At 29.9% G+C, this 17,913-nt stretch carries 17 protein-coding genes; 15 read left to right on the top strand and 2 right to left on the bottom strand.

The features are described 5' to 3' along the window. The first annotated feature begins 103 nt into the window (after nt 1-103). Entirely contained in the window at nt 104-1,012 is a 909-nt protein-coding gene (locus ACJDTP_RS20295) for an ROK family protein (RefSeq protein WP_406762240.1), read from the top strand. Nucleotides 1,013-1,249: 237 nt separating this feature from the next. On the opposite strand, the gene nagA is transcribed toward ACJDTP_RS20295, so the two are convergent. Continuing rightward, nucleotides 1,250-2,386, bottom strand: coding sequence for an N-acetylglucosamine-6-phosphate deacetylase (gene nagA, locus ACJDTP_RS20290; protein ID WP_406762239.1), 1,137 nt, complete (start codon nt 2,384-2,386; stop codon nt 1,250-1,252). Nucleotides 2,387-2,693: 307 nt separating this feature from the next. On the opposite strand from nagA, the gene ACJDTP_RS20285 reads away from it, so the two are divergent. From ACJDTP_RS20285 to ACJDTP_RS20240, 10 genes are all read left to right on the top strand, one after another. Next, nucleotides 2,694-3,419, top strand: coding sequence for a GntR family transcriptional regulator (locus tag ACJDTP_RS20285; RefSeq protein ID WP_078114428.1), 726 nt, complete (start codon nt 2,694-2,696; stop codon nt 3,417-3,419). Between the two features lie 21 nt (nt 3,420-3,440). Further along, nucleotides 3,441-4,169, top strand: a complete 729-nt coding sequence (nagB, locus tag ACJDTP_RS20280; RefSeq protein ID WP_406762238.1) for a glucosamine-6-phosphate deaminase — start codon at nt 3,441-3,443, stop codon at nt 4,167-4,169. A gap of 409 nt (nt 4,170-4,578) precedes the next feature. After that, nucleotides 4,579-5,289: a GntR family transcriptional regulator gene (locus tag ACJDTP_RS20275; protein ID WP_077843848.1), complete on the top strand. Its 711-nt coding sequence runs from the start codon at nt 4,579-4,581 to the stop codon at nt 5,287-5,289. A 278-nt stretch (nt 5,290-5,567) separates the two neighbouring features. After that, nucleotides 5,568-5,990, top strand: a complete 423-nt coding sequence (locus tag ACJDTP_RS20270; RefSeq protein WP_406762237.1) for a PTS sugar transporter subunit IIA — start codon at nt 5,568-5,570, stop codon at nt 5,988-5,990. Further along, a complete protein-coding gene (locus ACJDTP_RS20265; RefSeq protein ID WP_012060715.1) occupies nt 5,987-6,457 on the top strand; it encodes a PTS sugar transporter subunit IIB in 471 nt (156 codons plus the stop codon). The genes ACJDTP_RS20270 and ACJDTP_RS20265 overlap by 4 nt, the downstream gene beginning before the upstream one ends. A gap of 15 nt (nt 6,458-6,472) precedes the next feature. Next, nucleotides 6,473-7,237, top strand: coding sequence for a PTS mannose/fructose/sorbose/N-acetylgalactosamine transporter subunit IIC (locus tag ACJDTP_RS20260; protein WP_012060714.1), 765 nt, complete (start codon nt 6,473-6,475; stop codon nt 7,235-7,237). Between the two features lie 14 nt (nt 7,238-7,251). Next, a complete protein-coding gene (locus ACJDTP_RS20255; RefSeq protein ID WP_035790017.1) occupies nt 7,252-8,076 on the top strand; it encodes a PTS system mannose/fructose/sorbose family transporter subunit IID in 825 nt (274 codons plus the stop codon). Between the two features lie 63 nt (nt 8,077-8,139). Next, complete coding sequence (locus ACJDTP_RS20250) at nt 8,140-9,108, top strand: SIS domain-containing protein (protein WP_078114430.1); 969 nt, start codon at nt 8,140-8,142, stop codon at nt 9,106-9,108. Nucleotides 9,109-9,425: 317 nt separating this feature from the next. Further along, a complete protein-coding gene (locus ACJDTP_RS20245; protein ID WP_279269065.1) occupies nt 9,426-12,173 on the top strand; it encodes a sigma 54-interacting transcriptional regulator in 2,748 nt (915 codons plus the stop codon). 25 nt (nt 12,174-12,198) lie between these two features. Then, a complete protein-coding gene (locus ACJDTP_RS20240; protein ID WP_406762236.1) occupies nt 12,199-12,828 on the top strand; it encodes an HAD family hydrolase in 630 nt (209 codons plus the stop codon). A gap of 231 nt (nt 12,829-13,059) precedes the next feature. On the opposite strand, the gene ACJDTP_RS20235 is transcribed toward ACJDTP_RS20240, so the two are convergent. After that, on the bottom strand, nt 13,060-13,827 hold the full coding sequence (locus ACJDTP_RS20235; RefSeq protein ID WP_406762235.1) for a DeoR/GlpR family DNA-binding transcription regulator: 768 nt from the start codon (nt 13,825-13,827) through the stop codon (nt 13,060-13,062). A gap of 237 nt (nt 13,828-14,064) precedes the next feature. Here ACJDTP_RS20235 and ACJDTP_RS20230 point away from each other — a divergent pair, with 237 nt between their 5' ends. The 4 genes from ACJDTP_RS20230 to ACJDTP_RS20215 are packed head-to-tail and all read left to right on the top strand — an operon-like array spanning nt 14,065 to nt 17,906. Further along, nucleotides 14,065-15,219 carry an iron-containing alcohol dehydrogenase gene (locus tag ACJDTP_RS20230; protein ID WP_406762234.1) on the top strand — a complete coding sequence of 385 codons (1,155 nt, stop codon included), beginning with the start codon at nt 14,065-14,067 and terminating at the stop codon, nt 15,217-15,219. Nucleotides 15,220-15,224: 5 nt separating this feature from the next. Further along, nucleotides 15,225-16,070, top strand: coding sequence for a class II fructose-bisphosphate aldolase (locus ACJDTP_RS20225; protein WP_171772696.1), 846 nt, complete (start codon nt 15,225-15,227; stop codon nt 16,068-16,070). A 13-nt stretch (nt 16,071-16,083) separates the two neighbouring features. Continuing rightward, complete coding sequence (iolC, locus tag ACJDTP_RS20220) at nt 16,084-17,103, top strand: 5-dehydro-2-deoxygluconokinase (RefSeq protein WP_171772695.1); 1,020 nt, start codon at nt 16,084-16,086, stop codon at nt 17,101-17,103. 14 nt (nt 17,104-17,117) lie between these two features. Further along, nucleotides 17,118-17,906, top strand: a complete 789-nt coding sequence (locus ACJDTP_RS20215) for a 5-deoxy-glucuronate isomerase (protein WP_406762233.1) — start codon at nt 17,118-17,120, stop codon at nt 17,904-17,906. Nucleotides 17,907-17,913: the final 7 nt, after the last annotated feature.

The following is a 17,913-nucleotide window of genomic DNA, read 5'->3' as shown; positions in this document are numbered from 1 at the left end:
AAAATTATATTTAACAATCAAATGGCTGTCTCAAAACAATAATATTGAGACGGCTATTTGAATTATACTATAATTAGATTTTAAATATAGAGGTGATTTTTCAATGAGAAAATTTATGGTTTTTGATATAGGTGGAAGCTCAGTAAAATGGTCTGTAATTAACGAAAATGGAGAATTTATTGAAAATGGGAAGTTTAATGTTCCAAGTGATAAAGAAGAATTTTTTTCTAAGTTATCAAGAACAACCAATGAAATGAAGGAAAAATTTGATGTTAAAGGAATTGCAATAAGTGCTCCAGGAGCAGTTGATAGTGAAAGTGGATTAATAGGAGGAACAAGTGCTATTCCATATATACATGGGCCTAACTTTAAAGAGATTTTAAATGAAAAGACAAATTTAAACGTTGAACTTGAAAACGATGCTAATTGCGCAGCCCTTGGGGAATGTTGGCTTGGAGCTGGGAAGGACAATAAAGATTTAGCATTTGTTGTATGTGGATCAGGTATAGGTGGAGCAATAGTTAAGGATAAGAAGATTCACGGTGGAGTTCATAAGCATGGAGGAGAATTTGGTTACTGTTCAATAATCTGTGAATTAGAGGGAGAACTTAAATTTGCTAGTTGGAGCAAGGTTGGATCTACCACAGCATTAGTAAGAAAAGTTGAGAAATTAAAGGGATTGGATGAAGGAAGCCTTGATGGTGTTAAAGTTTTTGACTTGTGTAATAATGGAGATGAGATAGCAATTAATGAAGTTAATAAATATTATTTTATAATGGCAGCAGGAATATATAACATTCAATATACTTATGATCCAGAAGTTATTATTTTAGGTGGGGCGATAAGTGAAAGAACAGAATATGTTGAGGAAATAAATAAGAGAATCGACATACTTATGAGCAGTGATTTGGAAGGAAAAATAAAACCAGTTTTAAAAACATGCGTATTTGGAAATGATGCTAATAAACTAGGTGCATTATGTAATTATCTCCAAAGAGAAAAAATTCTATAAATTACAGTATTAAATTATTTATAATGACTGAGCTATTTCAAAGGAAAGTGATTCTTAGGTGCACCATTTAAAAATTGGTAATTAATCACTTTATTATTGATTTTGAAATAACTCAGTCTGCTCTTTTTTATGATAATTAGATTATCCTAAATATTCAGTAGATTGATCATACACCTGCTTATATAATTTTATTTCATGAGTTTTTAAAAATGGAAATACAGCTAAAAACTATAATAGTTATTCTGAATATACTTCCTTACCTAAAACTAATACCTTTTTTATATTTATATCATCATCAAAGAATATCAAATCTGCATCATAGCCTTCCTTGATTTGGCCTTTTCGATCCTCAACTTTACAATGTTTAGCACCATTATAAGATGCCATTTTTATTACTTCATAAAGTGGTAAATTAGAGTTTTTGTATACATTTTTTACCGCTTTATCAAGAGTGAGAACAGAACCAGCTAAAGCACCATTTTTTAAGCGTGCCTCACCATCATTAACAATAACATCTTGCCCTCCTAAGGAGTAGTTACCATTAGGCATGCAGCAAGCCATCATAGCATCAGAGATTAATAAAACATTATCAGTACCTTTTTGTTTGTAAGCAATTCTTAAAGCTGGGTATGAAATATGAATTCCATCTGAAATAGTTTCAGTTGTTATATCACTGTCAAATACAGCTCCTACTACTCCTGGATTTCTGTGAGTTAAAGGAGTCATAGCATTAAAAAGATGAGTTGCATGGCAAGCACCACATTCAATAGCTTCCATAGCCTCTTCATAAGTAGCACTACTATGTCCTAAGGAGCAGACTATTCCAATTGAGGATAAATACTTAATAAGTTCTTTAGCACCTTCAACCTCTGGAGCTAATGTTATAGATATAATAATATCCTCGTAATCCTTAACTATATCATTGTAAGCTGAAATAGAGGGCATCAAAATATAGTTGGGATTTTGAGCACCAATTGCTTTCGGACTTACAAACGGACCTTCTAAGTGCACTCCAAGGATATGAGCACCGTCTGAACCTTTTTCTTTTACCTTTTTAATTGCATCTAAAGATTTTCTTATATCGTCCACAGCAACAGTCATAGTTGTAGGAGTGAAAGAAGTTGTTCCGTGTTTAATTATAGTTTTAGAAATGGTATTGACTGATTCACTGGTACCATCCATTGTATCTGAGCCTCCTGCGCCGTGTATATGAACATCAATAAAACCAGGTGAAACATATAGACCATTCGCATCTAAAATGCTATCTGTATCTATATTAGACGGATTTATCTCTTTAATTTTCCCATCTTCAACTAGAATTGAGCCTTGTTCTATCTTGTCTAGGTAAATTATATTACAATTTCTTATTAACATATTTCTTCTCCTTTTAAGTCAAATTTCATATATTATAGTAAGTGGACATTATCAGTTTATATATTCAGTATATAGCATGTATAAAGAATTTTTCAAGTGTATGTTGACAGAATTAAAAGAATAAATTATAATTCTTGTAGTGGTAATTACCACTTGAAAAGTATTAATTATTTAAGGGATTATAGAATTGAAAGTACTTAAAAGAAGCATTTATAGGAAATTTTAAATTATTTGATTTATATTTTCTTTTGTGTACAAGAATAGTATAATTGTTGGGAAAACTACTAGAACTAAAAGAGGTGCACTTATGAGTACGATAAATAAAAATTCTAATATTCCTTTGTATGTTCAACTAATGAATATTCTCATTGAAAAAATAGAAAGCAGCATGGAAGAAAATGAAAAATTGGACTCCGAAAGAGAAATATGCAAAAAATATGCTGTTAGCAGAACTACAGTAAGAGAAGCATTAGATGAGTTGGAAAAAAATAATTATATTTATAAAGTTCAAGGAAAAGGAAATTTCATTTCGCCAAGAGTTGTAGAACAAGATTTAATAAAGGTATCATCTTTTACTGAGGAAATGAAAAAACGTGGAAAAAATCCGACTTCTAAATTATTAAATTTTGAAATAATGGAAGCCAACAGCAAAGTGTCTAAAAAATTAAATATAGAAAAGAACGAGCTTGTATATAAAATCTCGAGAATAAGGATTGCGGATAACATTCCCATGATATATGAAATGACTTATTTGCCGTATGAAAGATTTAAGCAGCTTACTAAGGATATGATAGAAAAAAATCCATTATATGAGATATTAAGAAATACTTTTAATATTAACATTACATCTGCTGAAGAAGTAATAGAAAGTGTTTTGATAAATAAATTAGAAAGTGTTTATTTAGAAATACCTCAAGGGCAGGCAGGATTAAAGTTTGAAAGAATAGCATATGAGCAAAATGAGATTGTTGAATATACCATAACAATAGCTAGAGGAGATAAATATAGATACAGGGTTTGTTTAAAAAATTAACATCAAAGGAGCGTAATAATAATGAAGTTACTAGTAGTTAAAGATTATGAAGAAATGAGTGAAGTTGCAGCTAAAATATTTAAGGAGGTAATTTCTGAGAAAACAAATGCTGTCCTAGGACTAGCTACAGGAAGTACTCCTGAAGGTTTATATAAAAAGCTTATAGAAATGAACAGAAATAAAGAAATAGATTTTTCTAATATAAAAACAGTAAACTTAGATGAATATGTTGGACTTGGAGGAGAAGATCCTCAAAGCTACAGATATTTTATGAATGAAAAGTTATTTAATCATGTTAATATAAATAAAGCAAATACATTTGTTCCAAATGGCTTAGCAGAAAATCTTGATGAAGAAGCTAAGAATTATGATAAAAAAGTGGATGAATTAGGTGGCATTGATATACAAATCCTTGGAATAGGTGCTAATGGCCATATTGCATTCAATGAACCAGATGATTTTTTAATAGCAGAAACTCATGTAACAGGTTTAACTAAAACTACAATAGAGGCAAATTCTAGATTTTTCAAATCTATAGATGAAGTACCTACAAAGGCGTTATCTATGGGTCTTGGTCAAATAATGAAAGCTAGAAAAATAGTATTGTTAGTAAGAGGTCAAGATAAAGCAGAAGCAATAAAAGGATTATTTAAAGGAAATATTACAACTCATAATCCAGCAACTGTATTACACATGCATAAAGATGTAACAGTAATAATAGATGAAGAAATGGCAAATGCAATTAAGTAATTGTAAAATAGGTGAAATTAAGATTTTAAACTATATTAAAATAACGGTGAGTTTTTTAATATAGTTTTTATTATTTTGAAGGAAATCAAGAATGATTTCTTTTTTTGTACAATTTATATCATATTTTAATATGAATTGTGTGTTAGAGTTATGATGTTCAGGGATTTTTTTACTAGATGTGCTTAACACAACTAGTAAAGTCATTATAAACAGTAGATTTTAATTGAATAAAGATACTAATAATTTATATATGTAAATATTATTTTATTGAACATATATAATTGCCTTATAATTTGTATAATTAAACTTAATTTAAGTGTTTAATAATGTATAGAAATGATATAATTAATATATAAATGATATGATAAACATGTATATAAGTTATACTGTAAGGAGAAAGGTGAATATAATGGCAAAATATGAGGAAATTGCTGAAGACATAAGAAATAGAATATTGAATGGTGAATATAATCCTAATGAACAGTTGCCTTTAGAAAAAGAAATGTGTGAATATTATGGGGTTAGTAGAATAACAATAAAAAAAGCTGTTGATGAGCTAGTAATTCAAGGGTTAGTAATAAAGCGGAGAGGTTCTGGAACATTTGTAAAAGCTCTTGATGAAGAGGGGGTTCAGGAATTAAGTCTAGCAAAACAATTTGAAGGATTTTCAGAAGCTCATAAGGATAGAAAAGTAACATCTAAAATTGTAAAATTCGAAGTAATTCACCCAACGGAAGAAATTGCAACTAAGCTAAAGATTACTACTGATGATTTTGTTTATTATGTAATAAGAACTAGATACGCGGATGATAGTCCATATGTAATTGAGTATACATATATGCCAATAGGCCTTATACCTGGCATAAAAAACGATATTTTAACGAGTTCAGTTTATGGTTACATTGAAAAAAATCTTAAACTTAAAATAAAAAGTGCTCATAGGATTATTCGAGCTATTTTACCAAATGAGTTGGAACAGGAATATCTAGAAATAGAAAATAACTTTCCAATATTGGAAGTGGAGCAGGTGGGTTTTTTAGACAATGGCCAGCCTTTTGAATTTTCAACAGCACATCATAGAAGTGATAGGATTGAATTCAGGACCGTAAGTATTAAATAAGATATAATTACTTTTATTACAATTATAATTGATGGAGTTAAAATAGAATTTCAAAAATTAAATAGAAAAAAATAAGCTTAATGAAAAGTGAATTACACTTTTCATTAAGCTTATTTTTTTCAACACTTTGCCCAAACACTTCAATTAATCTTTTTTTAACTGTTGATTTTATTTACTAATGTATATAGAAATGACTAATTTGGTATGTTTTTGAATACAAACTGTTTTTTGGCATGATTATTGCTGATAATAATTACATAGAATGGAGGTGAATCTTAATGATACAAATTATTTTAGCTAGTCATGGTGATCTGGCAAAGGGAATGAAGGATACTTTGGGTATGATAATTGGAGATGTATCTACGGTTGAAGCTTTTTCATCTTATAGAAACGAAGAAGTAAACGTTAGGGAAACAGTAGAAAAAATAGTAAGAGAAAAATACATTGAAGCAGATATATTTATTTTCACAGATATTCTTGGCGGAAGCGTTAATACAGAAATGATGTCTTTAATAAAAGAATATCCTAAAATACATGTTATTTCAGGAATGAATTTACCTATAATTATTTCAGTTGCTACTCAAGCAAATGAAATTTCTGAAAGTCTATTGCAGCAGATTATTGAAGAAAGCCAGCAGGGAATAGTTGACTGCAATAAATTGCTTAATGAATGTAAAAATATAAAGGAGGAAGATTTATGATTAAATTGGTAAGAATCGATCACCGTTTATTACATGGACAAGTAGTTTTTTCATGGACAAAAAGTTTAGGGATTTCAAGAATTATTGTTGTAGATGATGAAACTGCAAATGATGAAATGAAAAAAGTTTCGCTAAACTTATCAAAACCAGTTGGAGTAACTTTAAATATATTTTCGGTAAACGACATATTAGCGAGAATGTCTAAAGTTGAACAATTAAAAGATAATATTATGATTGTTTTTAGAGGTACTAAGGAAGCATTAGAGTTCTGCAAAAGCTGCTCTAGTATTAAAGAAATTAATTATGGGGGAATTGCAAATAAAGAAAATTCAAAGCAATATAGTAATGCTATTTTCCTAAATCCAGAAGAATTAGAAGATACCAAAAAGCTGAAAGCAATGGGGATTAACCTATATATGCAACAAGTTCCTACTTCAAAGAGAGAAGATTTAACTTCTAAAATATAAAAAGGAGGATCAAGAATGTTAATTAAATCAATATTATTAGGTTTCATTGGTGTTATTTGTATTTTAGACTCTAGACTTTTAGGCAGAATGAATTTAGAAAGACCGTTAATAGTTAGTACGCTTGTAGGGCTTGTTTTAGGAGATATTCAAAAAGGATTAATGGTTGGAGCTGCTCTTGAATTAATTTCTTTAGGATTAGTAAACATAGGAGCGGCAGCACCACCAGATATGAATATGGCATCCATTATTGCTACATCGTTTGCTATTTTATCAAATGCGGATTCAGAGGCAGCACTAACTATTGCGATTCCAATTGCGGTGCTTGGACAAATGCTTGGAGTTTTAATGAGAACTATTCTTGCAAACTTAACTCATAAAGCCGACTCGTTAATTGAAAATGGGGAATATAAAAAAGCCTGTAATATTCATATTGTTTGGGGAACATTTTTGTATTCACTAATGTATTTTGTACCAATATTTTTAGCAATTTATTTTGGAACAGATTTAGTAAAAAATATTGTAGAAGTCATTCCGTCATGGATTACAAATGGTCTAAATTTATCAAGTAAAATTCTAACAGCTTATGGATTTGCTTTATTGCTTAGCACTATGCTGTCAACAAAAATGCTTCCATTTTTATTAGGAGGATTTTTCATTACAGCATATTCTAATTTAAGTGTGACTGGTGTTGCTATTTCGGCTTGTATTGTAGCATTTGTTTTGGCTGAATTTAAATTTAAAAATGAGAAGATAGTTGATGAATTAGATATTTTAGATTGATGGGAGGTATAAAAATGCAAAATATACAAAAACAAAATGATCCAAATAAATGGAAGTATATGAAATTTCTATGGCGTTCTTGGGCGATTCAAGCTTCATGGAACTATGAAAGACAAATGAATATGGGCTTTTTATATGGAATTGCTCCTATTTTAGACAACATATATAAAGATCCTAAGGATGATGAATTAAAAAAAGAAGCTTATAAACGCCATATGAATTTTTATAATTGTACACCTCAAACAAATGCTTTTGTTTTAGGATTAAGTGCTTCAATGGAAGAACAATACTATGAAGACAAAGAAAATTTTAATCCTGAATCGATTAATGCTATGAAAACTTCATTAATGGGACCATTATCTGGAGTAGGAGACTCTTTCTTTCAAGGAACTGTACGTATATTGGCTTTTGGATTAGGTATTAATTTAGCGCAACAAGGTAGTATTTTAGGACCAATATTAGCAATAATTATTTCATTTATTCCATCATTTCTTGTTACGTATTATGGTGGGAAAATTGGTTATTCAATGGGAAATAAATATTTAACAAAGCTCTATAATGAAGGGCTCATGGATAAAGTAATGTACATTTGTTCTATTGTTGGACTTATGGTTATTGGATCTATGATGGCCAGTATGATTGGAATTACAACTCCAGTGCAGTTTGGTGAAAAATTTGTTTTACAAGATGTATTAAATGGGATAATACCACAGAGTATACCACTTGGAGTAACATTCTTTATGTATTGGTTATTAAGAAAGAAAGTATCAACAGGATGGATGCTTGCGATTTGTATTCTAGGTGGAATATTATTGAGTATTTTAGGTATTTTTAAATAAATTGAAAACATTCCGTAAAAGGATGTAAATATATATAAAATAAAAATATAGGAGGGATTTATTATGAATCCAAAACAAATTATAAAAGAAATAAAAGAAAAACAAGAAGAAATTAGAAGTGTTATATTTGTAGGATGTGGAGCTTCAAAAGCAGAATTATATCCAGCAAAATATTTTTTAGAAAATAATTCGAAAAATCTACGTGTTAGTCACTATACTGCTAACGAATTCAATTATGGTACAATAGCTTCATTAGATAAAACTGCAATTGTTATATCCGCTTCACTTGGCGGTAGTACTCCTGAAACAGTACAAGCTAATGCTAAGGCTAAAGAATATGGTGCACATGTAATCTCATTAACTCGTGCAGAGAATTCGGCTCTTACAAAAGATGCTGATTATGTTATCTGTCATAGATTTGCTGAAAGCTATGGTGCAAAATTAGAAAAGATGGGTTATGCGCTTGAACTTGCAGTGGAAATATTAGAGCAATATGAAGGATATAAAGATTATGAAGATGCACAGGTTGCTTTCAGCAAGATATATGATTTAGCAGATTCAGCGGCAAAATCAGCGATAGCAGATGCAAAGAGATTTGCTGAAGCTTATAAAAATGATTCAATGATTTACTTAATGAGTAGTGGTGCAACAGCTGAAGTTGCTTATTCAACATCAATTTGTTTAATGATGGAAATGCAATGGATTAATTCAGGAAGTTTCCATTCGGGAGAGTTTTTCCATGGACCATTTGAAATAGTAGATAAAGATGTACCATTTATTTTGTTAATGAATGAGGGAAGCACTCGTCCAATCGATGCCCGTGCATTAACATTCTTAAAGCGTTTTGAAGCGAAAACAACAGTTGTTGATGCTTTGGATTATGGATTATCTTCAGTTATCCCAAAAACAGTTATTGATTATTTTAATCCAATGTTAATTACAGCAGTATTCCGTGTATATGCTGAAGAACTTTCTTATGCACGTCAGCATCCACTAACTAAAAGAAGATATATGTGGAAATTAGAATATTAAAATAAAGTTTACGTTAAACGTATGTTATCAGGTTCTACTTATAATCCTAAATACAAAAAAATGACTCGGGTAAGGAAATCGAATATTTTTCGATTTCTTTGCTTTAGGCAAATTTAAAAATAATAAATATATTTTATTCCATTTTTAGCTATCCTGTGTAGGGAATCATCTTAAGAGGCCTACTACTATAGGGAGTAGTACATTTTTATCAAAAGTATGCATAATATTTTGGAATTATTATTTTTTCATATGCCTTATTCTAAATGTATGTTATAAAATAATAAGGTTAACTTTTATTAACTAAGGGGGCATTCAGAATGGCAATAGATATATCTAATTATTTAAAAGAGGCTACCAAGGAATTTTCTAAAGATAATATAAAAGAATTTTCAGCCAATTCAATTGCTGAAAAAGTAGAGCTTAGTAGAAGTACAGTAAGTAGTTATCTTAACAAAGAAGTAAAACAAGGCAGGATTATAAAAATTAAAGAATATCCAGTAATCTTTTTATATAAAGAAACTTTCTCGAAATTATATTTTACCCCAGCACAGGATGAATATAATACTTTAGATGAATTATGGAAAGAAAATTCAAACGTTAAAAAAACAGATATATGGAGTAGTGTAATTGGGGCAAAAGGAAGCTTAAAAGAACAGATTGAACAAATAAAGACAGCAGTGCTTTATCCTGAAAATGGTCTTCCTATAATGCTTTTAGGTTCAAGTGGTTCGGGAAAAACATATCTGGCAAAATGTATTTATGATTATTGCTTGGAAGAAAAATTAATAAATCCCAAGTCTTCATTTATTTCTTTAAATTGTGCTCAATATTATCATAATCCAGAATTGTTATCAAGTTTATTATTTGGTTATACAAAAGGGGCATTTACAGGAGCAGATAAAGATAAAAAGGGACTTCTTGAAAGTGCTGATGGTGGGGTTTTATTTCTTGATGAAGTGCATAGACTAACAGAAGAAGGTCAAGAAAAGCTTTTTACATTTATGGATTCAAATGAGTATTCTCCTATTGGTGATAATAGCATAAAAAAGGAAGCAAAGGTACGGTTAATTTTTGCAACTACAGAATCTATCCAATCTACTTTCTTACCTACTTTCATTAGAAGACTTCCCGTTATTGTTAATATTCCAAGTTTTGCAGAAAGACCTCAACAAGAAAAAATTCACCTAATAGATAGTTTCTTTTTAAAAGAAAGTGAAATCTTGAAACGCACTATTAAGGTTACAAAGCAGGTAATTTCCTTTTTGCTTTTTAGTAATTATGAAGGAAATGTAGGGAAAATTAAAAATATTGTAAAATACAGTTGTGGAAGCAGCTATGCTAAGAGGAAAGATCAAGAGATTATTAAAGTTCGCATTGGAGATTTACCGATTGGAAATGAAAATCAACTAAAGGAGAGTTTATATCATCAAATATCAAGTAGATATCAGGATAGGGTTTATGATTACCTGCACCCAGAACTATTGAATAATAATAGTGATGAACAAAAAAACATTAAAAAAACATATTTTGAATTTGTTGAAGGATTTAAACAGGTTGAGTCCGGAGAAATTATGTTTGATCATTATACTAAAGAGATGGTCAAAAATGTGAATTTATTACTTGATGAATTAACATTTAATACAGAAGTTACTAACAATCAATCTTTTTTTTCTGTATTAACGTTTAATATAAAATCTACTTTTAAATATATGGAAGAAAATTATGGCTTTGAACAGGATGGAAATAAAATTCTTTCAATAGCATATTTGCTTTATTTTAAGGAAGAACAAGAAATTTTAATTAATCACCCTGATTGGAATAGTATCCGCCCCAAAATTATAAACTTTATTGAAAGTTATATGAAGAATATTTTATGGCTTTCCAGGCGTATGCTTACACATTTGAGTGAACGCTTAGACTTTCAGGTTCTTGACGAAGATTTAATTTTTATTTCATTCTATCTAAAAAGCATGAATATACAGAGCCTGAAAAATGAAATTAAAAGTATTGTCTTAGCTCATGGCTACTCTACAGCAAGTAGTATGGCGAATGTAGCTAATAGGATGTTAAGGAAAAACTTTTTCCAAGCTATTGATATGCCTATTGATACTACAATTGATCATATAGAAGAGAAAATATTAGATTTTATTGATAATAACAGTACCGAAAATGGGCTTATTTTGCTAGTTGATATGGGATCACTTTTTGATCTTAGAAATCGTTTGGAAAAGAAGATTAAAGGTCCGTTATTATTAATTGATTTTGTCTCAACACCATTGGTATTAGAAATTGGAAGTATGCTTTTACAAGATAAAAATATTATCGAAATTAATGAACAGATTTTAAAGAATGTACAAATTAATAAACAATTAGTTTATCCAGTTGAAAAAAAGAAAAAAGCTATTTTAACCTGCTGTTATACAGGTATGGGAAGTGCGATTCAAATCCAAGATATATTACAAAAGAGCCTAAAGCATGAGGATCCTTCTTTTGTAATTATGTCATATGATTATCATAAGCTGTATCAAAATAAACAAAAGGAATTGCCGTTTCAAATGTATGATGTACTAGCTATCGTAGGAACTGTAGATCCAAAAGTTGAAGGAATTCCATATATAGGACTGGATCATTTGATTGGTGGGGAAGATATTGATTCATTCATTAATATATTGAGGTGTAATTTTAATATAGATGAAGAGCAGTTGAAAAAAGATTTAGTATTTAATTTTTCTATAAAGAAAATAATTGAGAAGCTGACAATTTTAGATGTAAATAAAGTACTTAATTTTGTACAAGATGCAGTTGATAAAATGGAAGAAAAACTAGGGCTTAAGATGTCTAATAATAAAAGGTTCTTACTTTATCTTCATGCATCCTGTATGGTAGAGAGAATTTTAAGAAAAGAAGATGTTGACATGCAGGAGGACATTAAGGAATTTGTACAAAGAGAAAAAAGAAAGATAGATATTATAAGGTATGCATTCAGTGAAATTGAAAAGGAATATACAATAAAGATATCAGATTTAGAAATTAGATTAATTTTTGATATTGTATTGAGCGATTGATTTGGGAGATTTGGGAGGAAAGAAATTGAAACAAGCAGTAATTTTTGATATGGATGGAGTTTTAGTGAATACTGAAAGTTTTTATTTTAAAAGAAGGATGAAATTCTTTGATGAATTAAAAATAGAACCAGATACAAGAAAAATTGAAGATTTCATTGGGTCAACAAACGGGATGATATGGGAAATGTTAGTGCCTGATGATGATGAAAAACGTAATATTTTAAAAGAAGAATATTCAAAGTATTGTAAGAAACATGAAGTTTGCTTTCAAGAAATATTGAATCCTTCAGTTAAAGAAGTGATTAGGAAATTAAAAGATAGAAATATAAAAATAGCTATTGCATCATCTTCAGAAAGAAAAGAAATTTTAAGGATGGCAGAAGAATGCGGAATTGCAAGTTGTATTGATTTTGTAATTAGTGGTGAAGAGTGCACGCAAAGTAAACCAGATCCAGAGATCTACATTAGAGCTATAGAAGCATTAGAAGTATTGGAAACAGAAGTTCTAGTAGTAGAAGATTCAGCATTAGGAATTAGAGCAGCAAAAGCAGCAGGTTTAACAGTTGTAGCTTTGGTACCAAAAGATTACTACATAGATCAGTCAGAAGCCAATTATAAAGTAAATGATTTGATTGAAATAATTTCTAAAATTTAAATGGAAAGATTCTTGCAGATTACGATTACAAAGTATATAAGTGATAATTATTTTGAAATGGAGTATTACTATAAATGCTTTTGTGGAAAGATATATAATGCTTTAATGAAAAGAGGGCATTTAAACAGCATTTATATGAATTGAAGATATATCTGAAATAAGTAATAAAGGTTTTGTAAATGTATAATGAGAATAGTTATGAAAGAGATAGCAGAGTAAAAACTGCTATCTCTATTTTTCGTTAGTTACTATAAGTTCAATATTATAATTATGAAAATAGTCTGTATACTTTTCGGGAGGAGAATCATTTGTTATAACATAATCAAGATCTTTTATATCACAAAATGTCATCAAAGATACAACATCAAATTTTGAGGTATCAGCTAATAAAAAACATTTAGAACTTTTAGATACTGCTGCTTTTTTTATTTTATACTCGTCTGGAGAGGTATTAGTGACACCGTTTTCGAGTGAAATTCCAGTACAAGCCATGAAACATTTATTTAAGTTATAAGCTGATAAAATATCAGGAGCAGTTAATCCAGTAAAGGAAGATGTTTTTCTAGTTAGTTTTCCAGAAAGACAAATTATTTCAATATTTTCATATGGAATTGCTTGGACTATAACATTTAAGTTATTTGTAAAAACAGTAATGTTTTTCTTGTCTTTTAAATATTCAATCATATTAAAAGTTGTTGTACCTGAATCTATAAAAATAGAATCACCATCTTCAACAAATTGTGCTGCTTTTTCGGCGATAGATGATTTGGCAAAATTATTTTTTATAGTTCTTTCTTCGAAGGACAAAAGTTCCTTATTATTATTGTTTATTGTTACTCCACCATAAACCTTTTTTATTATCCCTTTATTAACTAAAGTGTCTATATCTCTACGAATTGTATTTTTTGACATCTTAAATTCTTCGCATAGTTTATCAATAGAGATAGTTTTATGCTTATATATATACTTTTCTATTAAATCAATTCTCTTAGAACGCATTAAAATTCACTCCTATAAGTCAAAATAGAATTACTATTATTAATTTAATATTATAAACCAAAGAATTTAAAAGTGAAAGCAATTACAGAATTTAATTTTAGATTTAGAAAAAAGTTACAAAATCAATATGTAATTATTGACAAGTGATAAAAACATATTTATAATTAAATCATAAAGTAACAATAAGTTAATCAGAAAGTAATCAATAGTTAATCAAAAGTTAGTGGGGTGACTAAAGTGTCAAATGAGTTCATGATGCCGAAGAAAATATTAACAGGAGGGAAAGCGCTCATCGATAGTAAAGAATATCTAAAATTATTGGGGAAGAAAGCGTTAATCGTTACTGATAGCGTTATGGTAAGTTTAGGAAACGTAAAAATGTTAACTAACATATTAGAGGAGGAGAAAATTCACTACAAAATATATAGTGATATAAATGGTGAGCCAACTGATTTAATGGTAGAAAAGGGGGGAGAAATATTTAAAAAAGAAAATTGCGATTTTCTTATAGCTATTGGAGGAGGAAGCCCAATAGATTCGGCGAAAGCCATTGCAATGATGACTAGTAATGGCGGAAAGATATCAGACTATATGGGAAAGCAGATAACAAATCAATTACCTAAAGTGGTTGCAATACCAACTACAGCAGGAACTGGATCAGAAGCAACTCAATTTACGATAATCTCAGATACAGAAAATGATGTAAAGATGCTTATAAAGGGAAGTTCATTACTTCCGACGTTAGCGATAATAGATCCTATATTTACAATGACAGCTCCAGCAAAAACTACAGCAGCAACAGGAATAGATGCTTTAACACATGCAATTGAAGCATATACATCAAAAAAATCTCAACCACTTTCCGATGTATTTGCAATTTCTGCTGTAAAAAGAATATTTAAATATTTACCTATAGCATTTAAAGATCCTAAAAATGAACAAGCACGTACTCAAATGTCTATTGCAGCATTAGAAGGAGGAATTGCTTTTAACAATTCATCTGTAACAATAGTGCATGGAATGAGCAGACCAATAGGTGCATTATTTCATGTGGCACATGGAATATCTAATGCAATGTTGTTGAAGGAATGTCTTACATTTGTACTAGACGGTGCTTACTCTAGATTTGCTGAACTTGCTAGAAATATAAAAATTGTTAATGAGGAAACATCAGATGAAATTGCTTCAAAAAAATTTGTTGATGCTGTAAACGGTTTGTGTAAGGAGCTTCAAATACCTTCATTAGAAGAGTATGGAATAGACCGGAACAAGTTTTTCGATAATTTAGATAAAATGGCTGATGATGCAATTGAAAGCGGTAGTCCAAGCAATACAATTAAAAATATTACACATGAAGATATTGTTTCTATATATAAAGCGCTCTGGAGGTAAATGAAATGCCATTAGTAGATATGAGGGGACTTTTAAAAAGTGCTTTAAAAGAAAATTATGCAGTTGGAAGTTTTAGCGTTGCTAATATGGAAATGGTTATGGGAGCTATAAAAGCAGCAGAAGAATTAAAATCTCCAATTATACTTCAAATAGCTGAAGTAAGATTAAAATATTCACCTTTAGAACTTATTGGTCCAATGATGGTAAAAGCTGCTGAAAATTCAAAAGTGCCAGTAGCAGTACATTTTGATCATGGAGCTACAATTGAGAATGTAAAGAAGGCTTTAGATTTAGGATTTACATCAGTAATGATCGATGGATCACATTTAGAGATTGAAGAAAATATAAAAATAACTAATAAAATATCAAGCATAGCAAAATTATATAATGCATCAGTTGAAGCTGAAATTGGACATGTTGGTGGCAGTGAAGATGGAAGTAAAGAAATAGAGATTCAAGTCACTAAGTTAGAAAGTGCTAAAAAGTTTTTTGAAAATACAGAAATAGATGCTTTGGCTGTAGCAATAGGCAACGCTCATGGAGTATATAGTGGAGAGCCTAATTTGAGGTTTGACGTACTTAAAAATTTACAAAATAACATACCAATACCGTTGGTTTTACATGGAGGATCTGGAATATCAGCGGAGGATTTTAAAAAGTGTGCGACAATGGGAATAAAAAAAATAAATATTGCAACAGCTACATTTAATTCAGTTAAGGAAAGCGTAAAAGAATTAAACAAGAAATTAGAAGATTATGATTATTTTAAATTACATGAAACAGAGATTAAGGCTGCCTACGAAAATGTTAAAAAGCATATAGAAATATTTGGCAGTTCAAATAAAGCATAAGGAGGAACTATAAATGGAATATATTAAATTTGATAAAGCAAGAAAAATGGATATAGTACCTATAGGAAGAGTCGCAATTGATTTTAATCCTATAGATATTAACAAGCCTTTATCTGAAAGTAGCACTTTTAAAAAATATTTAGGAGGATCACCAGCTAATATTGCAGTTGGACTTGCAAGATTAGGTAAAAAGATTGGATTCATTGGCAAAGTATCAAAGGATCAGTTTGGAGAATTTGTTGTTAATTATTTCGATAATGAAGGTATAGATACATCTCAAATAAAGTATTCAAAGAATGGAGAAAAGTTAGGATTAACTTTTACTGAAATAGCAAGCCCAACAGAGAGTAGTATATTAATGTATAGACAGGGAATTGCGGATTTAGAATTGAATGTTGATGAAATAGACGAGGAATATATAAAAAATACTAAGGCAATAGTGATATCAGGGACAGCTCTTGCCAAAAGTCCATCAAGAGAAGCAGCATTGAAAGCGCTGGAATTAGCTAAAAGGAATAATACAGTTGTAATATTTGATGTGGATTATAGAGCTTATAATTGGAAAAATAGTGATGAAATAGCTATATACTATTCGATTGCTGGAAAACAAAGCGATATTATAATGGGCTCACGAGAAGAATTTGATTTAATGGAAAAATTAATTACTAGAGAGAAAAATTCAGATGAAGAAACAGCGAAAAGATGGTTAGATTACGGAAACAAAATAGTAGTAATTAAGCATGGTAAAGAAGGATCTACTGCTTATACTAGTGATGGAAAGTCATACAATATAAAGCCATTTCCGGTTAAGCTACTTAAATCATTTGGTGGTGGAGATGCTTATGCATCAGCATTCCTATATGGTTTATTAGAAGGATGGAGCATTATAGATTCATTAGAATTTGGAAGTGCATCAGCAGCAATGTTAGTGGCTAGTCATAGTTGCTCGCAAGATATGCCTACAGTGGAAGCAATAAGAAATTTTATAAAAGAAGAAAAAGAAGAATATGGTGATATGGTAGCTAGAGCTTAAGAGGAGGAGTTAATATGGTTTATAATTTGGATAGATTGGAAAATGGCGAAAATATATTATGTCAAATTAATGGTAAAAATGAAGAAATGTTAATGGATGTAACGGTAGAAAAATTAGAAAAAAATCAAAGAAGAGAATATCTAAAAAGTGATAAGGAAATAGCTGTTTTACTTCTGACAGGACAAGTGAAAATAAATTGGCTTGAAAATTCTAAGTCTATTGAAAGAAAATCAGTATTTGATGATGATCCATGGTGCTTACATGTACCTAAGAATGTTGGAGTTACTGTTGAAGCCAGTGAAGATAGTGAGATATTAATTCAAAGCACTGAAAATTTGGGATTTTTTGAACCAAAGTTATATTCACCAAGTGAATGTAAGAGTGAAATCTTTGGAGAAGGGACTTGGAATGGTACAGCTAGAAGAGTGGTAAGAACAATATTTGATTATAAAAATGCACCGTATTCCAATATGGTTATTGGAGAAGTTATAACATATCCAGGAAAGTGGTCAAGCTATCCTCCTCATTACCATCCTCAACCAGAAGTTTACTTTTATAAGTTCGATAAACCACAAGGATTTGGATTGTGCTTAAATGGAGATAAAGCATACAAGATTCTAGATAATAGTTTCGCAACTATAATTGGAGGGGATGTTCATCCACAAACATCTGCTCCAGGATATGCAATGTATTATTGTTGGATGATTAGGCATCTAGAAAATAATCCTTGGACAGATAGAATAGATGTAGATGAACATAAATGGCTTTGGAATAAGAATGCTAAAATATGGCCTGAGGAGTAAAGGGAGG

The organism is Candidatus Clostridium helianthi, from assembly GCF_045310795.1.
GTDB classification, from domain to species: domain Bacteria; phylum Bacillota; class Clostridia; order Clostridiales; family Clostridiaceae; genus Clostridium; species Clostridium helianthi.
The sequence above is the reverse complement of the archived record's forward strand: the minus strand, read 5'-3'. Positions and strand labels throughout refer to the sequence as shown.

Excerpts from the sequence above, each read along its gene's own strand:
- ACJDTP_RS20295 (WP_406762240.1), top strand. The coding sequence starts at position 104 with ATGAGAAAATTTATGGTTTTTGATATAGGTGGAAGCTCAGTAAAATGG.
- nagA (WP_406762239.1), bottom strand. The coding sequence starts at position 2,386 with ATGTTAATAAGAAATTGTAATATAATTTACCTAGACAAGATAGAACAA.
- ACJDTP_RS20285 (WP_078114428.1), top strand. The coding sequence starts at position 2,694 with ATGAGTACGATAAATAAAAATTCTAATATTCCTTTGTATGTTCAACTA.
- nagB (WP_406762238.1), top strand. The coding sequence starts at position 3,441 with ATGAAGTTACTAGTAGTTAAAGATTATGAAGAAATGAGTGAAGTTGCA.
- ACJDTP_RS20275 (WP_077843848.1), top strand. The coding sequence starts at position 4,579 with ATGGCAAAATATGAGGAAATTGCTGAAGACATAAGAAATAGAATATTG.
- ACJDTP_RS20270 (WP_406762237.1), top strand. The coding sequence starts at position 5,568 with ATGATACAAATTATTTTAGCTAGTCATGGTGATCTGGCAAAGGGAATG.
- ACJDTP_RS20265 (WP_012060715.1), top strand. The coding sequence starts at position 5,987 with ATGATTAAATTGGTAAGAATCGATCACCGTTTATTACATGGACAAGTA.
- ACJDTP_RS20260 (WP_012060714.1), top strand. The coding sequence starts at position 6,473 with ATGTTAATTAAATCAATATTATTAGGTTTCATTGGTGTTATTTGTATT.
- ACJDTP_RS20255 (WP_035790017.1), top strand. The coding sequence starts at position 7,252 with ATGCAAAATATACAAAAACAAAATGATCCAAATAAATGGAAGTATATG.
- ACJDTP_RS20250 (WP_078114430.1), top strand. The coding sequence starts at position 8,140 with ATGAATCCAAAACAAATTATAAAAGAAATAAAAGAAAAACAAGAAGAA.
- ACJDTP_RS20245 (WP_279269065.1), top strand. The coding sequence starts at position 9,426 with ATGGCAATAGATATATCTAATTATTTAAAAGAGGCTACCAAGGAATTT.
- ACJDTP_RS20235 (WP_406762235.1), bottom strand. The coding sequence starts at position 13,827 with ATGCGTTCTAAGAGAATTGATTTAATAGAAAAGTATATATATAAGCAT.
- ACJDTP_RS20225 (WP_171772696.1), top strand. The coding sequence starts at position 15,225 with ATGCCATTAGTAGATATGAGGGGACTTTTAAAAAGTGCTTTAAAAGAA.
- iolC (WP_171772695.1), top strand. The coding sequence starts at position 16,084 with ATGGAATATATTAAATTTGATAAAGCAAGAAAAATGGATATAGTACCT.
- ACJDTP_RS20215 (WP_406762233.1), top strand. The coding sequence starts at position 17,118 with ATGGTTTATAATTTGGATAGATTGGAAAATGGCGAAAATATATTATGT.